Source organism: Peribacillus sp. BM1, assembly GCF_056679975.1.
Genome location: NZ_CM155259.1, coordinates 18,932 through 37,886 on the forward strand (window position 1 = coordinate 18,932; position 18,955 = coordinate 37,886).

Annotated in this window: 18 protein-coding genes and 1 pseudogene; 6 read left to right on the plus strand and 13 right to left on the minus strand. The window is 37.8% G+C overall.

Features of this window, described 5'->3' with window-relative positions; all coding sequences use genetic code 11:
• Positions 1–548 precede the first annotated feature (548 nt).
• The 4 genes and pseudogenes from AC1MGI_RS00105 to hmpA form a co-directional block, all read right to left on the minus strand.
• Positions 549–1,742, minus strand: coding sequence for a dicarboxylate/amino acid:cation symporter (locus tag AC1MGI_RS00105; protein ID WP_480347601.1), 1,194 nt, complete (start codon positions 1,740–1,742; stop codon positions 549–551).
• Between the two features lie 222 nt (positions 1,743–1,964).
• Positions 1,965–2,951 carry a ketoacyl-ACP synthase III gene (locus AC1MGI_RS00110; RefSeq protein WP_480347603.1) on the minus strand — a complete coding sequence of 329 codons (987 nt, stop codon included), beginning with the start codon at positions 2,949–2,951 and terminating at the stop codon, positions 1,965–1,967.
• 156 nt (positions 2,952–3,107) lie between these two features.
• Positions 3,108–3,377: a hypothetical protein gene (locus AC1MGI_RS00115; protein WP_480347605.1), complete on the minus strand. Its 270-nt coding sequence runs from the start codon at positions 3,375–3,377 to the stop codon at positions 3,108–3,110.
• A 156-nt stretch (positions 3,378–3,533) separates the two neighbouring features.
• Positions 3,534–4,751 (minus strand): annotated as a pseudogene (gene hmpA, locus AC1MGI_RS00120) (NO-inducible flavohemoprotein).
• A 146-nt stretch (positions 4,752–4,897) separates the two neighbouring features.
• Here hmpA and AC1MGI_RS00125 point away from each other — a divergent pair.
• On the plus strand, positions 4,898–5,071 hold the full coding sequence (locus AC1MGI_RS00125) for a YjfB family protein (RefSeq protein WP_480347607.1): 174 nt from the start codon (positions 4,898–4,900) through the stop codon (positions 5,069–5,071).
• Between the two features lie 73 nt (positions 5,072–5,144).
• Here AC1MGI_RS00125 and AC1MGI_RS00130 read toward each other — a convergent pair whose 3' ends face one another.
• From AC1MGI_RS00130 to AC1MGI_RS00145, 4 genes are read right to left on the minus strand one after another with little or no spacing between them, the layout of a single operon-like run.
• Positions 5,145–5,909 carry an IucA/IucC family C-terminal-domain containing protein gene (locus tag AC1MGI_RS00130; protein ID WP_480347609.1) on the minus strand — a complete coding sequence of 255 codons (765 nt, stop codon included), beginning with the start codon at positions 5,907–5,909 and terminating at the stop codon, positions 5,145–5,147.
• Positions 5,899–6,723 (minus strand): ABC transporter ATP-binding protein, encoded by an 825-nt coding sequence (locus AC1MGI_RS00135; protein ID WP_480347610.1) that lies wholly within the window; start codon positions 6,721–6,723, stop codon positions 5,899–5,901. The genes AC1MGI_RS00130 and AC1MGI_RS00135 overlap by 11 nt, the downstream gene beginning before the upstream one ends.
• A 38-nt stretch (positions 6,724–6,761) precedes the next feature.
• Positions 6,762–7,817, minus strand: coding sequence for a FecCD family ABC transporter permease (locus tag AC1MGI_RS00140; protein WP_480347612.1), 1,056 nt, complete (start codon positions 7,815–7,817; stop codon positions 6,762–6,764).
• Complete coding sequence (locus AC1MGI_RS00145) at positions 7,814–8,818, minus strand: FecCD family ABC transporter permease (RefSeq protein ID WP_480347614.1); 1,005 nt, start codon at positions 8,816–8,818, stop codon at positions 7,814–7,816. Before AC1MGI_RS00145 ends, AC1MGI_RS00140 begins: the two co-directional genes overlap by 4 nt.
• Positions 8,819–9,007: 189 nt before the next feature.
• Between AC1MGI_RS00145 and AC1MGI_RS00150 the strand changes: the two genes are divergently transcribed.
• Positions 9,008–10,009: an ABC transporter substrate-binding protein gene (locus AC1MGI_RS00150; protein WP_480347616.1), complete on the plus strand. Its 1,002-nt coding sequence runs from the start codon at positions 9,008–9,010 to the stop codon at positions 10,007–10,009.
• A gap of 305 nt (positions 10,010–10,314) precedes the next feature.
• On the opposite strand, the gene AC1MGI_RS00155 is transcribed toward AC1MGI_RS00150, so the two are convergent.
• Positions 10,315–10,935, minus strand: coding sequence for a TetR/AcrR family transcriptional regulator (locus tag AC1MGI_RS00155; protein ID WP_480347617.1), 621 nt, complete (start codon positions 10,933–10,935; stop codon positions 10,315–10,317).
• 124 nt (positions 10,936–11,059) lie between these two features.
• On the opposite strand from AC1MGI_RS00155, the gene AC1MGI_RS00160 reads away from it, so the two are divergent.
• Entirely contained in the window at positions 11,060–13,303 is a 2,244-nt protein-coding gene (locus tag AC1MGI_RS00160) for an MMPL family transporter (RefSeq protein WP_480347619.1), read from the plus strand.
• Positions 13,304–13,389: 86 nt separating this feature from the next.
• Here the strand turns inward: AC1MGI_RS00160 and AC1MGI_RS00165 are convergent, their stop codons facing one another.
• A complete protein-coding gene (locus tag AC1MGI_RS00165) occupies positions 13,390–13,545 on the minus strand; it encodes a hypothetical protein (protein ID WP_157279353.1) in 156 nt (51 codons plus the stop codon).
• A 168-nt stretch (positions 13,546–13,713) separates the two neighbouring features.
• On the opposite strand from AC1MGI_RS00165, the gene AC1MGI_RS00170 reads away from it, so the two are divergent.
• On the plus strand, positions 13,714–14,142 hold the full coding sequence (locus AC1MGI_RS00170) for a YugN family protein (RefSeq protein WP_480347621.1): 429 nt from the start codon (positions 13,714–13,716) through the stop codon (positions 14,140–14,142).
• Between the two features lie 67 nt (positions 14,143–14,209).
• Here AC1MGI_RS00170 and AC1MGI_RS00175 read toward each other — a convergent pair whose 3' ends face one another.
• Together AC1MGI_RS00175 and uvsE are read right to left on the minus strand one after the other, a co-directional pair.
• A complete protein-coding gene (locus tag AC1MGI_RS00175) occupies positions 14,210–14,542 on the minus strand; it encodes a hypothetical protein (protein ID WP_480347623.1) in 333 nt (110 codons plus the stop codon).
• Between the two features lie 68 nt (positions 14,543–14,610).
• Positions 14,611–15,576 carry a UV DNA damage repair endonuclease UvsE gene (uvsE, locus tag AC1MGI_RS00180; RefSeq protein WP_480349895.1) on the minus strand — a complete coding sequence of 322 codons (966 nt, stop codon included), beginning with the start codon at positions 15,574–15,576 and terminating at the stop codon, positions 14,611–14,613.
• A gap of 222 nt (positions 15,577–15,798) precedes the next feature.
• Here uvsE and AC1MGI_RS00185 point away from each other — a divergent pair, with 222 nt between their 5' ends.
• The gene (locus AC1MGI_RS00185) at positions 15,799–16,278 is read left to right on the plus strand and encodes a staygreen family protein (RefSeq protein WP_480347625.1); all 480 of its coding nucleotides are present in this window, start codon (positions 15,799–15,801) and stop codon (positions 16,276–16,278) included.
• Between the two features lie 401 nt (positions 16,279–16,679).
• Positions 16,680–17,306, plus strand: coding sequence for a hypothetical protein (locus tag AC1MGI_RS00190; RefSeq protein WP_480349896.1), 627 nt, complete (start codon positions 16,680–16,682; stop codon positions 17,304–17,306).
• A gap of 271 nt (positions 17,307–17,577) precedes the next feature.
• Here AC1MGI_RS00190 and AC1MGI_RS00195 read toward each other — a convergent pair whose 3' ends face one another.
• Positions 17,578–18,465: a mechanosensitive ion channel family protein gene (locus AC1MGI_RS00195; RefSeq protein WP_480347627.1), complete on the minus strand. Its 888-nt coding sequence runs from the start codon at positions 18,463–18,465 to the stop codon at positions 17,578–17,580.
• Positions 18,466–18,955: the final 490 nt, after the last annotated feature.

An 18,955-nucleotide genomic window follows, 5' to 3' on the forward strand; every position in this document is an offset into this window, starting at 1 on the left:
ATGACGAATAGATAAATTCGGGTAATAAATAATACTTCTAAGCTTACCATTTCCAGTAAACTTTAAAAAATACCTTTAATAAAACCATTAAAATGTTAAAGGTTTTAATTTTAAAATCACCTAATTAAAACAATAAACTTTGGCTAAAAAATTTTGTCTTTAGCTTACCTTCCCATTTGAGGGATGCACTTATATTATAATCTATTTGTTGAAATGTTTCATTAAAAATAAAATGAAACTTATTTCAGTGAGAATTTTTTTTCATTACATACGGTTGATTAGATCCATTTAACTGTCGCTAAACTTTAAAGTTTTTAATAAAGCGATGCGACTCGTGTAGTTTGCCACAGGGGAGTAAAACTTATGAATTCGAAGAACTAAAGCTGTAGGAAACGAAGATATTACAGCCTGTTAAACCGTGGTACAGTTATTTATCTAAAAACAAAGGGCAGCCCCCTACACAACGATACATAATTCAAACTAATCTGTGTAACACGATTAACTGAATAGTTGTGTGAGTTCTGCCCCTAAGATATCCAAAATCTACATTAAATAGCTGCTTTCGTTTGTTTCATTTTCCCAGTCTTTTTCGGACTGAATTTGTCAACAATCATCGTAATAGCACCATCACCTGTCACATTTGTAGCAGTTCCTAAACTGTCTTGTGCCAAGTATAAAGCAATCATTAACGTGATCATCGTTTGATCGAACCCAAGCATCGTTTCCAACACTCCCAATGCTGCTATCACAGCACCACCAGGTACACCTGGAGCTGCAACCATTGTTACACCCAGCATGAGAATAAAGGGAATATACATGGCAATGGTAGGCGCTGTACCATTCAGAAGCATAACACCTACAGAACAGCTGACAAGTGTAATCATGCTTCCTGACAAATGAACCGTTGCTAATAACGGCACAGTAAAATCTGCAATTCTGCCTTGAACACCTGTTTTCTTTACTTGTCCAAGCGTAACTGGAATAGTTGCCGCAGAAGATTGCGTTCCAACAGCTGTAAAATAAGCAGGTGCCATAATTTTCAACAATGTAAACGGATTTTTCTTATGAAGCAAACCGCCGACAGTATATTGAAGAATAAGCATGACGATATGAAGCACAATAATCATTACAAATACTTTTGCAAACACAGAAAGAATCGATTGAACTTGTCCGCCATATGTCATGTTCGCAAAGATTCCGAAGATGTGAAAAGGTAAGATTGGAATAATCGCTGTTTTAATTAACTTTTCAACGATTTGTTGAAAATCGTCAAATGCAAGCTGCAGTGTATTACCTTTAATGTAAGCTAATCCAATTCCAATAATGAAGGCGAATAACAACGCACTAATTACTTCCATAATTGGTGGCATTTCAATAACAAAAAAAGGATCAAGCAGAAATTCTTCTGGATTATCTGTCTTGGCAAGTTGGTTGCCTGAGATAAAGTTCGGAAGCAATGTATAACTTGCGATAAAAGCAAGAGCACCCGCAATAATTGTTGAGATATAGGCAAAAGCCGTCGTTATGCCAAGAAGCTTTCCAGCCCCTTTCCCCAGTTGCCCAATCCCAGGGGCAATAAATCCAATAATAATGAACGGAATGACGAATCCAATAAAGTTGCCGAAAATTCCGTTAAACGTTGCAAATCCTCTCACCAGATATTCTGGTGCAAAACTACCGATTACAATACCTAAAATAATAGCAACAATAATTCGTGGTAGTAGACCTAATTTTAATTTCATAGTTGAAGTCCTCCTAAGAAATACAATTGTTCATTCGATATGAATACTTTAGCATAGTAATGGATGAATTTAAATAGAATTATTCATTATTTACTTTTTTAATATAAGGACTCGGTCTCGATCGCAAATCTCGATTCCGGATCGTAAAGGATCGAATGGGTTAATACCTATACAAAAAGAGACCAACTAATAATGTAATTAGATGATCTATTTTTCAGTAAATTAATATTTAAATAACATAGCAACTAATTGATAGCCTGAACCAATTGTCCAGAACACTACATAGTCGCCTCGTTTAATCCGTCCAGTTTCAATCCCTTCATGTAAAGCGATAAAAGGGCTGCTTGTGCCGGTATATCCAAATCGATCGCCTATATAGATAACTTGGCTGTCAGCAATCTGTAACCGCTTCTTGATTTTCAAAATATTCACCAAGGCAAATTGTGAGAAGCAATAGGCGTTAATGTCACGGGCGGTAAGCCGATTTCTCTCTAACAGGATATGCAACATTTCATACGTTGGAGGCATGGCCATATTTCCATCAAACGGGAGCCATTGAATGTATTTATCATCACCAGTTCCACGCAAGGTATGCGATAATCCTTTAGCTGGATACATAATTTTTTCCCGGTTTACTGAATCAGTAAAGTAAATCGCATCTTGGAATCCACAATCTTCATCCGTTTTTTCCAAAATTACGCAAGCGGCAGCATCTCCATAATTAGCATATGTAATTTCATCTTCTGGGTTACTTATCAATGTATTATAATCAGATCCGACAATTAAAGCTGTTTTTACATGAGGATTAGCCTGCATATATCGACTTGCTTGTTCCACCGCTACTGTCATGCCCGCACAATTCGCATTCGAGTCCAAAACGATCGTATTCTTACCAGCTTGAATCGCATCATGCAGTAAAAGGGCATTTGTTGGGAAAGTCGTTTCTGGAACCTGTGTACTAAATACAATAAGATCGATATCCTCACCAGAAAAGTTAGCTTTTTGTAGAGCTCTTTTTGCTGCTTCCACTCCCATTGTAAAGCCATTTTCCTCTTCATCAGTAATCACATAGCGAGATTCTCTCCCCATAACTTCTAAAAATCGTTCAATAGGTTTTCCTTTTTTCTGGAAATGCTTAATATACACATCATTGCTAATCGAATTCTCAGGATGATAAATAGCTACTTGTTTAATCGCAATGTTCATCATATTACTATAGTCCCCTCATAAGCCGAATTGAAATTCTTAGAAAAAGAGGTTGTCCAAAACAAGGATCAGGCCCTTGTTAAGACAACCTCCACATTTTTTATTATACGTTAACAACTTCCGCGTTGGTAAGCCCTGTCTTTCGAGATAATTGCATTTTCAGAATCGTATTGTGAAAATGACTTTTTCAAACCCCGACTCTTTGTACATTGTATAGGAATTTTCCAAACTAGGAACCATCTCCTGCGTCAACAAATCCATTGTTGTGCAATCAATGATTAATTGGTATGACGACACGTCAATAGATGCAACTATTTTTTGATAGTCTTTGACAAAATTTTGGACATCTATAGGGGTAAACGAACCTCCCACAAACATATCCACAACCTTTTTAACCGCATTCACTTTAATACTGTATTTCTCAGCCATATGATGTTTAACTCCGTTAATATATAGTATCCTCTATTTATCGGCTGAAGGTTGGCTTTATTAATATCCATTTTTTCAAAATAGTTCCTTATACACTTGTGAAAATCAAAAAAGAGCGCCTTAAAGATAACCCAGAGATTGACAATCTTATGATAATTATTCTTCTAACATAGCGATTGGACTAAATACCTCGAAATGAATCTGTTCTTTTGGTATTTCCAATTGGTTTAGCGCTTGATTTATGACTTGCATAAAAGGAATCGGCCCGCAAAAGTAAAAATCCGCTTTTTTTGATGGAAGGTTTGCTTGCAATACGTTCACACCTACAAAGCCTTCTTTATCGAAATGACCGGACGTTCGATCGTCTTCAGTTGGTGAAGAATAACATATCACTGATTTAAGATTCGAATGCTCTTTCACTAATTGAGAGACATGATCTTTAAAGGCATGTGTTTGACTGTTGACAGTTGCGTGAATAAACGTCACTTCACGTTGCGGCTGTTTTTCCATGATCGTATTTAACATACTTAGCAATGGTGTAATACCGATTCCACCACTGATTAGGACAACTGGTCGCTCGTTGTTCTGTAGGACGAAATCACCTGCAGGCGCTGATGCGAGTAAAGTGTCTCCCGCTTTCACTTTCTCATGTAAATAAGTAGAGACAATTCCAGCTGGAGCGTCGGTATGAGCATCTTCGCGTTTCACACTAATGCGGTAATACTCCTTTCCAGGTGCCAAAGAAAGGCTGTAATGGCGAATATGGCTATATTTCTCCCCCGGTATTTCCGCTTTAATTGTTAGATATTGCCCTGCAGTGTATGAAGCAATCTTTTCTCCATCTTTGGGTTTTAAATAAAAAGAAGCAACTGTTTCACTTTCTTCTGCTTTTTTATCGACATAAAAGGTTCGGTATCCTTCCCAGCCACCAGCTTGTTTTTCAGTTTCTTCATAAAGATTTTTTTCAATTTCAATAAAGGCATCGGCAATATATCCGTATGCTTTCCCCCATGCCTCAATGATCTCATCTGTGGCAACATCACCTAGAACATCTTTGACTGCTTGAAGCAATGTTTCACCGACAATCGGATATTGTTCAGCCTTAACTCCAATCGCTCAATGCTTCTGTGTAATCCTTTCGATAACCGGTTTTAGCGCATCAAGATTCGTAATATGCTCACCAGCAGCATACACTGCATATCCTAAAGCTTCCTGTTGGATACCTCTTTTTTGATTCGTTTGATTAAAGATGTTATATAAATCGGGAGCTTTTGAAAATAGGAGTTCGTAAAATTTCTTCCCAATTTGTTGACTATGTTCTTTCAAAACAGGTGCAGTAGATTGAACAATTTGTATCGATTTTTCATCTAGCATGTTTCATCAGCCTTTCATGGTTAAAATTCCAAAATAGTATAAAATTTAACATATCCAACTGAATTCATTATTAACCAGAAATGCTGCACTAGTATTTATATTGTTCCAAATTAACCGATATACGTTTTATAGGAGGTGTATCCAAAATGGATATTGCTACTTTATCAACCGGGATGAGCCAAGCTTCTCTCAGTCAAAATGTCGGCATTGCTTTAACTAAGAAAGTGATGGACTCTTCTCAACAAAATGCTGTGCAAATGATTGAAATGCTTCAAGTTCCCCACCCAAATCTAGGTCATTCTGTTGATCTAAAAGGCTGAAGGGCAAAAAAATGCATCCAAGTCTGGATGCATTTTTCATATAGGTTAGGTCCGTCCCAATTATTCGATCTCTTTAATTACCTGATTTACAAACATGAGGGCATGTCTGACAACGCTGTTTGTTTATCGTTAAATAGGACAGGCAACAAGTATTCCTTGGTCGAACCTCTTTGCCAAGTTCTTCAATATATATGCGTTCATTATAATATCTTGTTAATGGATTTTTGAGATTGTTCCCAAACAAATCTCCCGAAGTCTGAGATATAATGTATTGAAAATCTCCCTTTGCACGATTTTTAATGACTTCTTCCGTACCTTCTTCCACTAATATGGTTTCATAAAGCCAGTAAATATACACGGCTATATTCTCCCATAGTATTAGCTTGGACACTTTTGTAGTCTGTGCAAGGTAATCGATTAAAGGAAGTAAATGTTCTTTAAATAAAGATTCGAGACAATTCTTTCTCCAGTTGTCTCTGTCTTCTTTAAAGGTTTCTGTCTTCAAATTTGCCAAACGAAAACTCGGGAGCCACAATGTTGCATTATCATCTGTTTCCATCGATACATTTTCGTATGAGATTGACAACTTTACATTCCACGCTGACAGGGCATAAAGATAAATAACCGGCAAAAATGCATATCTTTTTACGAATAGAGAAGCCGTCACTTTATCATTTGGAGCCTGTATGCGGCTACCAACAATTTTCAAATATTTCTTTAGAGACGACTCATAGAACAGGTCTTTTATTTGAACGGAGAGTGGTGAATCAGTTTTACTCGTCGTCAGGCGCAGCTTACTTAGCTTATTAATCTGTAAATCCGAGAGTTCACGAGCCAATCATCGTTCCTGCCTTTTTTAAAATACAACGGCCTTTTCCATATGGGATACATAATGGCGTTCCCAAAAGCGGATCCGTAATAATCTCACAGTCCATACCGAACACATTCTTTACTAAGCTGCAATTAATGACAATCTCCGGTTTACCTTGCGCATATATTTTCTGATCCTTTATCGCGACAATATTATCCGCATACCGACAAGCTAAATTTAAATCATGTAATACTATGACAATCGTTCGCTGTTCTGTTTCATTTAACTCAAAAAGCAAATCGAGAATCTCAATTTGATGGGTCATATCAAGATATGTAGTTGGTTCATCAAGAAGCACAATATCAGTATCTTGAGCTAAAGTCATCGCGATCCATGCTCGTTGTCGTTGCCCTCCTGAAAGAGAATCAACAGGCCGGTCTTTTAACTCTTCTATCCCAGTTGCTTTTAAAGCATTGGTTACTTGTTTTTCGTCTTCTTCTGTCCATTGCTTTAACCATGTTTGATAAGGATACCTACCTTGCTTAACTAATTGAAGAACGGTAAGACCCTCTGGTGCAACAGGTGTCTGAGGAAGAATAGCCATTTGTTTGGCCACGTCCTTCGTAGACATTCTGGAAATTGCTTTTCCTTCCAACAAAACGGCTCCAGATTTTGGTTTTAACAATCGAGCAATTGATCGAAGAAGTGTTGACTTTCCACAGCCGTTTCCACCGATAAAAACCGTAATTTCACCTTTGGGGATTTCCAGATCCAATTCATCGATGATAATGCTATCCCCATATGAAAGGGTTAAATTTTGAGTTTCAATCGTTTGCACCATTTAAGTCCGCTCCTTATTAAAAAAATGAGTACCGTGTATTAAGTATTACGCGTTTTAAACAATAAATAGATAAAGTAAGGTGCCCCGATTCCAGCTGTGAAAACACCTGCTGGAATTTCAAGAGGAGAAAATAAAGTCCTACCAATTAGATCAGCTAGCATGACTAATATCCCGCCGATAAATGCCGAAACAGGTAATAGTGCTCCAAAAGCAGAACCTACTAGCCTTCTTGCCATATGCGGAGCCATTAATCCTACAAAGCCAATGCCCCCAGCAAAGGCAACAGAACTTCCGATTAGAGCCGTACTAATCAATAACAACAAGAAACGGTGTCTTTGCACACGGCCTCCAACACCTGTTGCCGTTTCATCGCCAAGTTCTAGAACATTTATATTCCTTGCCATGATAAAGGCAATAAGCAAAAAAATAACAGTCCATGGAACTAGTGTCGCTACGTTCGCCCAATTTGAGCCATACACGGTCCCTGTAATCCAAATGTTCGCTTGACTAGCTCGATAAATAGGTCCTAATATCATCATTAAAGTTGTTAACGCCTGCATAAGAGCTGAAAGTCCAATCCCAATTAATACGAGCCTGATCGGTGATACACCATTTTTCCAGGCGAGAAAATAAACGAGTAGCGCAATAATTCCAGCCCCAGCAAACGCAGCTAAAGGCATCCATTTTATACTTACTGTTAATGCATTATTTTGATCGCTAAAAAAGGCTAAAAAACCTACTACTGCAACTGCTGCTCCCCCAGTAATCCCAAGAACATCTGGGGATGCTAGAGGATTTCGAATCATTCCCTGAAGAATTCCCCCAGCAACTGCTAATGACATTCCTACCATCAGTGCCACAATAATTCTTGGTAGACGAAAGTCCTGTACGACAAGCTTCTCCATATCTGTGCCACCGCCAAAAAGCACCTGCAAAACAGTCAGTGGGCTTATTTTCATTTCACCTAGCCCTGTGCTCCATAAGAAAATGACAGCAGATAATAAAAGCAAAATTGTTAAAACAACGGTTGCCCTTTTATCTAGTAGAAAAGAAACTTTACCTTTCAATATCCGAAAACTTCTATATTCACTCATCGTGCATTAAACCCCTTTCTTACAATGTAGATAAAGAATGGAGTTCCAATAATAGCGGTCATCACTCCAACGGGAACCTCTTGTGGCATGATGATGTACCTTGCCAGTATATCCGCTGTAAGTAGAAGGATTCCACCTAAAATTCCAGAGAAAGGGACAACCCAACGATGATCAATACCGATAATCGATCTAGCTACATGTGGAATAACAATACCAATAAACCCAACTGGACCGGCAATGGCTACTGAACCACCTGCTAAAAAAATGATAAGGATAGCAGCACATATTTTTAAGAAGCCAGTGTTTAAACCTAGTCCTTTTGCTACATCTTCTCCCATCGACAAGACATTCAACTTTGATGCAATGATGATCGACCCTAGCCAACCAATCACTAAATATGGAAGTACGGCAGTTAGAACCGTCATTTTTCTTCCTTCAACAGATCCTGCTAACCAAAATAAAACTTGTTCAAAGGCAGCCTCATTGATGACAAGAAATCCTTGAGTAAACGAGGCAAACATGGCAGTCATGGCAGCACCTGCTAAGGTTAGCTTCATTGGTGTAAGCCCTTCTCTACCAACGGAACCAATGGCATATACACCAATCGCGGCTATAGCAGCACCTAAAAAGGAAATCCAGGTGAATGCTTGAAGATTTCCGACTGAGAAAAAAGTTACAGCAAGCACAACAGCAAAACCAGCTCCTGCATTCACGCCGAAAGTACCTGGTGAAGCGAGAGGGTTTTTCGTAAGAGTTTGCATAAGTGCACCAGCGATTGCTAAACTGCTACCAACTGCTGCAGCGATTAAAGATCGAGGCAATCTCACCGTTTCAATTACAATGTGTTCGTTTGAGCCATTATTATCTCGGAAGGCATCCAATACCATTTTCCAAGTTGTATCCGTGTATCCGTAAACAATGCTTGCACACATTAAAAAAATTAATAAAACAATAGCAATTAACAAGCCAAATAATCTTTGGCTATTATCCTTTAGTAACATAATAAATAACCTTTCAAACACATAATTTTAAATATGCTATTTCTCCTACTAAAGTCTATTGTATAAACTTTTCATTGTCAACGATTATGAAAATCATTATCAATTAGTTATTGACATGTCCTTGAAATCGTTTTACTATAGCGTTATCAATGAAAATCATTATCATTATTATCCAGGAGGCATCACAAGATGAAATCTGTTAAATTCTTATTCACCATCATTTCTATCATGACCATTTTCTTATTGGCTGCATGTGGAAATAATACGGATGAACAAGCTGAAAAACCAAAAGATGAAGGCAATAAAACGGAAGACACTAGCTATACAATTGAACATGCTATGGGATCAACTACTTTAGATAAAGCACCTCAAAAAGTAGTCGTTCTTTCAAATGAAGGGACTGAAGCTCTTCTTGCATTAGGAGTAAAACCTGTGGGTGCTGCTCAATCTTGGTTAGGAGATCCATGGTATGACCATATTACAGATGATATGCAAGGTGTTGAAGTAGTAGGCACTGAAAGTGAAGTAAATTTAGAGAAGATTGCATCGTTAAAACCTGATTTAATTATCGGAACCAAAATACGTCAAGAAGCTATATACGATCAATTAAGCGCAATCGCCCCGACGGTATTTTCCGAGACATTAAGAGGCGATTGGAAAGAAAATTTCTCATTATATGCAAAAGCTTTGAACCTTGAAGAAAAAGGGAACGAAGTATTAAGCCAATTTGATGCACACGTAGAAGATGTAAAACAAAAACTTGGTGATCAAGTCAATCAAGAAGTATCCGTTGTTCGTTTTATGGCTGGAAAATCTCGTATTTATTATACAGATTCATTTTCTGGTGTGATTTTCAATCAATTAGGATTTAAACGAACTCAACCTCAAGCAGAGCTTTTCGAAGCTGATACAAAACTAGGGAATCTTGCAATCGAGGTAGGAAAAGAGGTCATTCCTAAAATGGATGGAGATGTTCTATTCTACTTCACTTATGCGCCAAACGGTGATCAAGCGGCTCTCGATACAGCAAAAGAATGGACCAATGATCCACTTTGGAAAAACTTAAATGCTGTAAAAGCTGGAAATGTTCACGAAGTCAGTGACGCTGTTTGGAATACAGCAGGTGGTGTTCTAGCTGCTAACTTAATGCTAGATGATATCGAGAATATCTTCCTAAAAGAGACAAAATAAGAGCTACGAACACCCTCTTAAAATAGAAGTTCCAAAAAGAACCGGGCAAAAATTGTCCGGTTCTTTTGGTCTATATGGTTATGCCTAAAAAAGCGGTTTTACAAGAGTAGGGTCGATAGGCGAATCATATAATGGTCTAGTTAAAATCCATTGAGCATTTTACTACTATGTACGTTGTATAGAGTGCAAGAGGTCACACCCTTTTGGACACCTACCATTGAACATGTAGAACTGTCTAGATTCAGGCTTCCCTGACTCTTTTTTCTAATATAGCACGCCTGCACAATAGTACGAGGAGGTAAATCTCATTCATTCCCTAAACCATTCCAATAAAAATCAACAATCTGTTTTGTCATTTCATCTATTGATGGAAAAATAGGCTGTTGATCAGCGTCTTTATAATTTCCCACTGTTAGCAAAGCTACAAAAGAATGGGCGCCTAATTGTGGATGACTCTTTGGAATTTCTCCATTTTCCATCGCATTTATTAATGCTTGCTCAAGCACTTCATACATTTTATCTTCTGCTCCCTTCATTTGTTGTAATTGTTCACTTGAAAGGGAAGTTGTTGCTTCTTTCATAAATCCATTTAGATCAATATCTACCGTTGCTTGCAAATGTGCCTTGGCAAATTCAAATAATCGCTCTTTTAGTGGTTTGTCCGCAGAAAGTATATCAAAAATGCGTTTCCTAATTCGAATCATCATTTGGACCATCGCATCTGTAAAGAGATCAGCTTTCGTTTTATAATAGTAATACACGGTTGCTTTGGTAACTCCACATTTTTTTGCAACATCATCCATAGTAATTACCTGATAGCCTTGTTCAAGAAACAATCGAGTAGCTACGTCTAATATTACGTTTTTTGTAGGCTTCCCTTTAAGATCTTGACGTGGTCTTCCAAGTGGTCGATGTTCCCGTTGCATATCATTCTCCCCTAACTTATCAATATAAAAAATAGTATAGCACATTCTTCAATTTGTTCTTGATTAATTAACTAACTGGTATATATAATTAATAATAATCATTCAATTGAAAAGGTGGTTTTTTATGAAGAATCCATGGTATTTATATGGCACATTCGTTGGAGGTTTAAAGACTCGCTGGATTACGCTGGTAATATGGGTGCTTCTAACCATCGTTTTATCTTTTACTTGGCCAGCGATCAATTCAGTCGAAGATGATACGGCAGCAGACCTTCCTGATTCATCCATGTCACAACAAGCGGACAGACTCATCAAAAAGGAATTTCCAAACGATGCTGGAATCCCCGTTCTTATCGTATGGCACAAAGATAACAAGCTAAATAATCAGGACTATCAAGCGATTCAAACTGTTTATAAGCAGCTAAAAGATAAACCATTAACAAAACAATCGACTTTACCACCATTTGATACGATTCCCGAACAGGCACTTTCGCAAAGTGTTTCAAAGAATGGTACAACTCTAGTCACTCCGATATTTTTTGACAAAAATGCTGGAACGGAAACTCTTCAAGGTAATATGGATGAACTAAAGAAAATAGTAAAGAGTACATTGAACGAAGATCCATTTAAACGAAAGCTATCTGATTCTGGTTTACATGTTCGGTTATCCGGGCCTGTTGGTATTCAAACGGATGCTGTTAGTTTATTCAGCCAAGCAGATGTCAAATTATTAATTGCGACTGTACTTCTCGTTTTAGTCCTATTAATTCTTCTCTATCGCTCACCTGTTCTGGCAGTTTTACCGTTAATTGTGGTTGGCTTTGCTTATGGTATCATCAGTCCAACTCTTGGTTTTTTAGCGGATAAAGGCTGGATTACAGCTGATGCCCAAGGTGTTTCCATTATGACAGTGCTATTGTTCGGAGCTGGAACGGATTATTGTTTATTCCTCATTTCCAGATATCGAGAATTTTTGCTTCACGAGAAAAATACATTTAAAGCCTTACAACTTGCCATGAAAGAATCCGGCGGGGCTATTTCGATGAGTGCTCTAACTGTCGTGATAGGATTAGGTACATTATTGCTTGCTCATTTCGGTTCTTTCCATCGGTTTGCCGTTCCATTTAGTCTCGCCGTTCTATTGATGGGGATTGCAGCATTAACACTTCTTCCGGCTTTGCTTGCCATTTTTGGAAGGGCAGCATTTTACCCGTTTATTCCAAGAACGAACGAAATGACAGACGAATGGGCTAAAAAGAAAGGGAAAACAATTAAACTTAGAAAATCACAAGGGGTCTTTAGTAAGGCGCTTGGCCGACTTGTGACCCGACGTCCATGGACAGTGATCATTACAACACTCATTCTACTTGGAGGATTGGCTGCCGTTGTTCCACGTATTCAATATACGTATGATTTATTGGAGTCTTTTCCTAAAGACATGCCCTCAAGGGAAGGGTTTGATTTAATCTCTGATCATTTTTCTCCGGGTGGATTGGCACCTATCCAAATTGTTGTTGATACAAACGGAAAAGACATCTCTTTAACAAAAGAATTGGAACAACTTTCTTTCGTAGCGGAAGTGACTGAGCCCGTGAAAGGAAAATATAATCATCAATTGCAAATGTACGAAGTGTCCTTGGCTGAGAATCCCTATTCCATTAAAGCGTTGAGTCGGATTCCGGAGTTAAGAAGTCATTTGAAAAAGACGTTAACAAACGCTAGTGTCCAAGATACCGAGAACCATGTTTGGATTGGTGGTGAAACTGCCTCATTATATGATACAAAAGTAATAACAGAACGGGATGAATCTGTTATTATCCCTGTTATGATTTGTATTATTTCATTATTGTTGCTGGTATACTTACGCTCTATCATTGCCATGATTTATTTGATTTTAACTGTAGTTTTATCATACTTCTCTGCACTAGGTGCGGGCTGGCTTATTCTTCACTTCGGGTTTGGAGCCCCTGCCATTCAAGGGGCAATTCCTTTATATGCCTTCGTCTTCCTTGTTGCATTAGGTGAGGATTATAATATTTTTATGGTTTCGGAAATATGGAAGAAAAAACAGACTCAAACTCATCTTGATGCTGTTGCGGGCGGAGTGGTTCAAACCGGAAGTGTGATCACTTCAGCCGGTTTAATCTTAGCTGGAACATTTGCTGTTTTGGCTACTTTACCTATTCAAGTGCTTGTTCAATTTGGCATTGTTACAGCAATTGGTGTGCTATTAGATACATTTATCGTTCGTCCACTTCTCGTGCCTGCGATTACCGCTGTTCTGGGCCGATTCGCTTTCTGGCCAGGTAAACTTTGGAAGAAGGATGACTTATCGCACAAGTATAATACAGATAATAATATGGAGTAAATCCGTTGCATAATAAATCCCGAGGATAGTTATATTTCCTCGGGTTTTATTATGCAAAGGGATGAAATGATCACAATAAAGGCTTATCAACTATTTTTGTAAGCCTCTTTAGCGTTTGGATCAGGTTGTCCGTAACCGGTAATCTTTCCTGCATGTTCTTCATGATACTTCGATCCTGAACCCGGTTGATTGCCGGATTGCCCTCTTTGTTTCTCGCCATTAGTACGTTGCTGGTTTGACAATATAAGCACCTCCCTTGTTCATTAGGATTTGTTACCCCCTCGAAATTATTCGAAGCATGATGAAAGAGAGATAATAACATTTTCGGAAATCCTCACTGAAGGTCGGGTATTTTATTCACTTTTAAGCTAAGACTAGTAACTGACATTTAATATGGGAGTGAAGGAAAATTGTTTCAATTACATACAGAAATTGAAGGAAAAAGGGCGTATTTTGGTGCAGTTCGTGATATCTTCCATTCTTACGGATGTAGTTTTTGCAGTAATTTTGATTATGAACAAGGGAAATTCGACGCATTGTTATGGCGTGATAGAGGGGAGTCTATTTATCTAAGAGTCCCCATTCATGTTTTGGATGGGGCTTTAGATCATCCCCGTGCATTGATTGAGTTTGGAAAACCTTTTGTTATCAAGCATGTTGTCAATTTTGGGCTTGATCATGATGAAAATTCATTTCTAACTGCTACTACCGGGCTTGATCAATTTCAAACACCATTGGATAATGACGACTATATCCATGATAAAAGCAGATGGGCTAAAGCCGGAGAAGAAACAATTCAACAAGTTTATAGTTCGATCAATGGATTATTAGTTTCCTAATGACACACCATGAAAACAACAACGGAAAAGGGCTGTCCCATACCGAAAGGATCAGACCCTTTTCAATTCATCTCGTGAAGTAGCGTTGTAAATAATAAACATGCTCTCGATCTTCATCTAATATCTCTTCGATTAATTGCTGGCTTTCATGATCTAAATCCCCTCTCACGATTTCTGCCGACAACATCCCATAATAACCCTTCCCCTTTATTACACTCTCCATAATTCTAACCGAGGTTTCAGGAATCATAAATTGACTAAAAAAACCTTGCACTGATCCAATCAAGCCTTCATCACCAACCAGTATTCCCAGATTTTGAATCCTTTCCTCAACTTTTAAGGCGTCGTTTTTATGTTCTTCAAGGGCAGCCCGTAGAAAACGAACGCCTGCAGAAATCAACAGCCATGATTAACAGAGCCTTTTGTAAAAAAACGATTTGTAAATCATTTACTTCATTAGCTCATCATTCATTTTAAACGAAAAGAAGAGCCATCAATTATTTCCACATCATCCCTCGTTTTAATCTCCTCCATTAAACTAAAAAGTGCTTCGTCTTTCTTTTTCGCTTCAATCATACAGTCAATTTGCTTAATGCTGCCTTTAATTTCTTTTAGAAACTGAAAGAACATGTTCACATCAATAAAATCAGCATGGTGGCGAAATGCCTGTTCGTTTCTTGGACTAGAAATATGCATTTTCACAGGGAGAGAAGAATGCTTCCACGTCTGGATGACTCGGTTCCAATGAATTTCCCAATCAGCATTCCGATGGTGAGCAAGATGATGGTGATAATCGAAGACAAGAGGAATATCCAGTTTTTCACATAAGTAAAGAGTATCCTCTAGCGTAAATGAAGTATCGTCATTTTCAAGCATAATCATTTTTTGAATCGATCTTGGGACGACCATCCAATTATCTATAAATCGTTCAAGCGATACATCTGTCTCCTTATAATTACCGCCCACATGCATAACACAGCGATGAGTCGGTTCAATTCCCATCCTTTTTAATAATAAATAATGCATTTTCAACGTTTGAATGGAGCTTATTAAAACCTCTTTCTTCATGGAATTAATGAGAACAAAGTGATCCGCATGAAAATCAATTCTTATTTCGTGCTCTTTTGCAAAATCACCAATCTCATGTAGCAGTTGATGCAGGGGCTTCAGATAATTCCAATCAAGAAGTTCTTCATGATTGGCCAGAGGGATTAGACGAGAAGATAAACGATAAAAATGGATATCAGATTCTGCATTATGCCTGAGAATTCTAAGTGTATTTTGTAAATTCGATAATGAAATACGTTCCAATTTGCGAACAGCAGCTTCCCTGTCAGCAATTTTCTGGAATTGCTTAAATGTCATGGTTTGCGAGGGAGATGCGTTCTTTAATTCCATGCTCATTGCTACATAACCGAGCCGTACAATCGTCATTTTTCGCACCTCATTCCAAATAGTAGTTACTCTTCCCATTCACCAGTCCATCCTACACTGGATATACGTGAACCGACATCCCAAAACGGATCTATGTTTCGCCTTCATTACAGTAAAAACTCCAAGGATGCATTTACCAGTTTAACGCATCTTTTAGAACCAATTATTTTTTTAAACATATGATTCCATATCATTATCTTCTTAATGAAAGAAGTGGTCATCATGAGCACATTTAATACCTCAAAGTTAAGTACTACGTTTTTGCCATCTACCACTGAATGTCTGCCTGTTGATGGTCGAAAATATACGCTGACGCATTCTGATGCTACTGGGAAATTATTTTTAAGTATTGGCAATCACTATAACCTTTCTGCCATAAATGCAAAAATCCGAGATGAGGTTTTAGCAGAATGGATCTCGCAATATGAGCAGTTTATATGTAAAGGCAAAGTGTATGTAAGTGGAGGAGATTTCGATGAACATTCCTCTAAACAACGCTTTATAATTTTTCAAAGAGAAATCAAACTTGCCTTAACTGCCATCTTTTACGGTGATCGTCGATTGTTCAGCTATTATCCACAACTGCTGGATTCCGCCATCTTGATTCATTTTGAATCCATTTTCCCTCAATATAATCAAGTTCTTTACTATGGTACCCCACGTCAATATTTAAATCCCATCTTTTTTCCAGATGTTACTTAGTGATTCGTTGCCCTTGACGCTTTGCAAAACCCCAACATGAAAATATAGAAACACAGTTCATGTTAAATCGCATTTTCTATTTATCCAGTTTTTACAGTTTTAATAATAGCAACAAGATGACAGTTTAGTGCCGCCGTTAGACTGTTTACTGGATTTAATATAAAAGGATATTCCTCCATCTAAATAATATTTAAATAAAGTTTACGAACACAGCATTGTTGTACAGAAGCACATTATTGCTTTACAAACAGGCGAGCCCTTCATTTTTATTAGAAAGAAGCACTAGTTTATATAACATTTGTCCAATCTCCTTTAACTCCATGCTCATATATTGAAAAAGACAAGGAGATGAGAGAATGACTCACGATAAACATTTTAAAAATAATCATATACTTCCTCCTATGGAATCAACGGATGAACACATTGAAGAAAGAGCACAACCTTCAGCATCATTACAAGAATGCGTCGATCGTGCCTTCCGAATCCCGATTTTTTTAAGTACGACTAATACCCTTAATACCAAACAAGGGCGATTTCTAGATCGACTTATCTCAGAGATTGAGCAAGCCTTACTTTTTCCACGGACATTGCCTATTAGTGAACAGTATCCCGAAACAATTTTGACAAGCATTCGTCGATTGGTTTTATCGAGTTATGGATTGTTAGCAATAAACTTTCGACGATTTCTGGTTGAATTCATTGACACCAATGTAGGACCATTACCATCCACTACTCCATTTTGGGAGGGGTCCGTGTTTTTGCAAATTGAACCATCGATGGCTTTTCAACATGGTCTACCCATATTATTAGTAAGAGAAAAAGGTACGGACGTAAATAATGGAATTTGGGCAGGTGGAATCGCTCCACTCAATACATTTATAGAGTGGGATTCTGAAAATCAAACCGTTGATCAATTCTTTAATAGTATTCAATGGCGGGAGGCCTTTGCCAACTGGAGTGCAGAGGTTAGGAATGGTTATTTCATACAGACAGAACCAAAATTCAAGTATGGCTGCAACAAGATGTAGGGCCTTATTTACCTGAACATGAATATCCTCCATACCGAACCGACTAAATGATATATTTCAACCTCTTTCCATATTCCGTATTTTTTACTTCGAAATAAAAAGAACCTTGCACACATATAGCAAGGTTCTTCGTATTATGATATTTGGCACCCAAATTAATTGTGTAATGTAACGTTTTTTGTCTAGTAGAATCATTAAACTGATTTTACGATGCTATATTCTTTAAGCGGAGCTTTTTCATAAGTATACAATGTAACTCCATTCGTTTCATTCACTCATTCGCCGAGAGATATTGCCCTTCACTTTTCTCTGATTGCATCATTAAATTGGCTGCCGGCATCTGTACCTCATTGTCATAAAAAACAGACATCAGTTCGAATCTTACATCTCGTGAAGTTTGAAAATAGTCCTCAGGGTTCACCAAGCCTACGATACAAAGTTCATAGCCGAGATAATTTTGATTTGGATTTAAATTAGTAACGCCAATATACCGAAAATCCTGTTCAGGCTCTCCATCCTCTAATGGTAATAAACTTTGATGATACTTTTCATTACAAATTTTACACACTTCCTCTAACAAGCGCTCCATTCGCCTTGGGTCCTCCTGATAACTTACAGTAACCCTTTCGATTATACGCATTCTTCCTTTATTATAATTCTGAATCGTCCTAATTTCTCCGTGAGGAATCGTAAGAAGCTTACCCGACCACTCGCGAATCTGCATAAACCGGACCCCAATTTCCTCAACCGTACCTGAACTTGTTCCGTTAAACGTGACAAAGTTGCCAACGCGAAATTCATTATCTGATAATCGAGTGACACCAAGTAAAATATCCTTTAACATTTGCTGTGCAGCAAAACCAATAATTACCCCAATAATCCCCGCTCCAGCAAGTAATCCTTTTAGATCGATGAATTGTCCAATTAAGTAGATAATAAAGACTGTCGCGAATCCGTATCTTAACGTTGAACGAATGACACTTTGTATCGTCTTTTCAATTTCTTCTTCAAAAAATGTAGATTTTCCGAAGAACCAGGTCACCGTTCGGTTTATGATATAGGAAAGGATTATTAACACTAATCCCAATAATATTAATTTTAAAACTAAAAAATCAGCTATATATTCTGAAATTTCTTTTGTAAAAGTTAAAATACTCACATTTTCACCTCAGTAGCATGAAATCCATTATCAGCGACTATCTTTTTAATGTTAGGCTAAGCCGATGAATTTATCCTTGTTTTAACCGGCTGAAGTACTCTTATTAATGAACATTCACTTAATTACATTGACTAACAATTCAACTATATAGGTTGAAGGCATGTTCTCAGTTTTATCCCGGTTTAACAGGCTGTAATACCCCCACCTCAATTTTTGCGAGAGAATCAAGAAATAAATAGGTGGGGGATAAACAGCCTGTAAATCCCCGATTGGTGAGATACAGTGAAACTTACCTTTGTGGTTTTCAAAGGTTTAGTTGAACCAATCGGGTTCGTAGTGTCGCTTTATCGAAGATTTAGCGACACTAGAACGGGACTAACCCTCAGTGGGGGATGAAAAAACCCCCACTGAGGGAAGTTTCACTTTATTTTCATTCTCGATCGATAAAACTCGTTGGCATCTAATTTGCAATTTCCGATCGTAATGTTGA

Bases quoted from the DNA above. Each gene is read 5' to 3' on its own strand.
- uvsE (WP_480349895.1), bottom strand. From the start codon at position 15,576: ATGACGATTGTACGGCTCGGTTATGTAGCAATGAGCATGGAATTAAAG.
- AC1MGI_RS00190 (WP_480349896.1), top strand. From the start codon at position 16,680: ATGGAATCAACGGATGAACACATTGAAGAAAGAGCACAACCTTCAGCA.
- AC1MGI_RS00110 (WP_480347603.1), bottom strand. From the start codon at position 2,951: ATGATGAACATTGCGATTAAACAAGTAGCTATTTATCATCCTGAGAAT.
- AC1MGI_RS00115 (WP_480347605.1), bottom strand. From the start codon at position 3,377: ATGGCTGAGAAATACAGTATTAAAGTGAATGCGGTTAAAAAGGTTGTG.
- AC1MGI_RS00145 (WP_480347614.1), bottom strand. From the start codon at position 8,818: ATGTTACTAAAGGATAATAGCCAAAGATTATTTGGCTTGTTAATTGCT.
- AC1MGI_RS00150 (WP_480347616.1), top strand. From the start codon at position 9,008: ATGAAATCTGTTAAATTCTTATTCACCATCATTTCTATCATGACCATT.
- AC1MGI_RS00140 (WP_480347612.1), bottom strand. From the start codon at position 7,817: ATGAGTGAATATAGAAGTTTTCGGATATTGAAAGGTAAAGTTTCTTTT.
- AC1MGI_RS00125 (WP_480347607.1), top strand. From the start codon at position 4,898: ATGGATATTGCTACTTTATCAACCGGGATGAGCCAAGCTTCTCTCAGT.
- AC1MGI_RS00185 (WP_480347625.1), top strand. From the start codon at position 15,799: ATGAGCACATTTAATACCTCAAAGTTAAGTACTACGTTTTTGCCATCT.
- AC1MGI_RS00160 (WP_480347619.1), top strand. From the start codon at position 11,060: ATGAAGAATCCATGGTATTTATATGGCACATTCGTTGGAGGTTTAAAG.
- AC1MGI_RS00155 (WP_480347617.1), bottom strand. From the start codon at position 10,935: ATGCAACGGGAACATCGACCACTTGGAAGACCACGTCAAGATCTTAAA.
- AC1MGI_RS00135 (WP_480347610.1), bottom strand. From the start codon at position 6,723: ATGGTGCAAACGATTGAAACTCAAAATTTAACCCTTTCATATGGGGAT.
- AC1MGI_RS00105 (WP_480347601.1), bottom strand. From the start codon at position 1,742: ATGAAATTAAAATTAGGTCTACTACCACGAATTATTGTTGCTATTATT.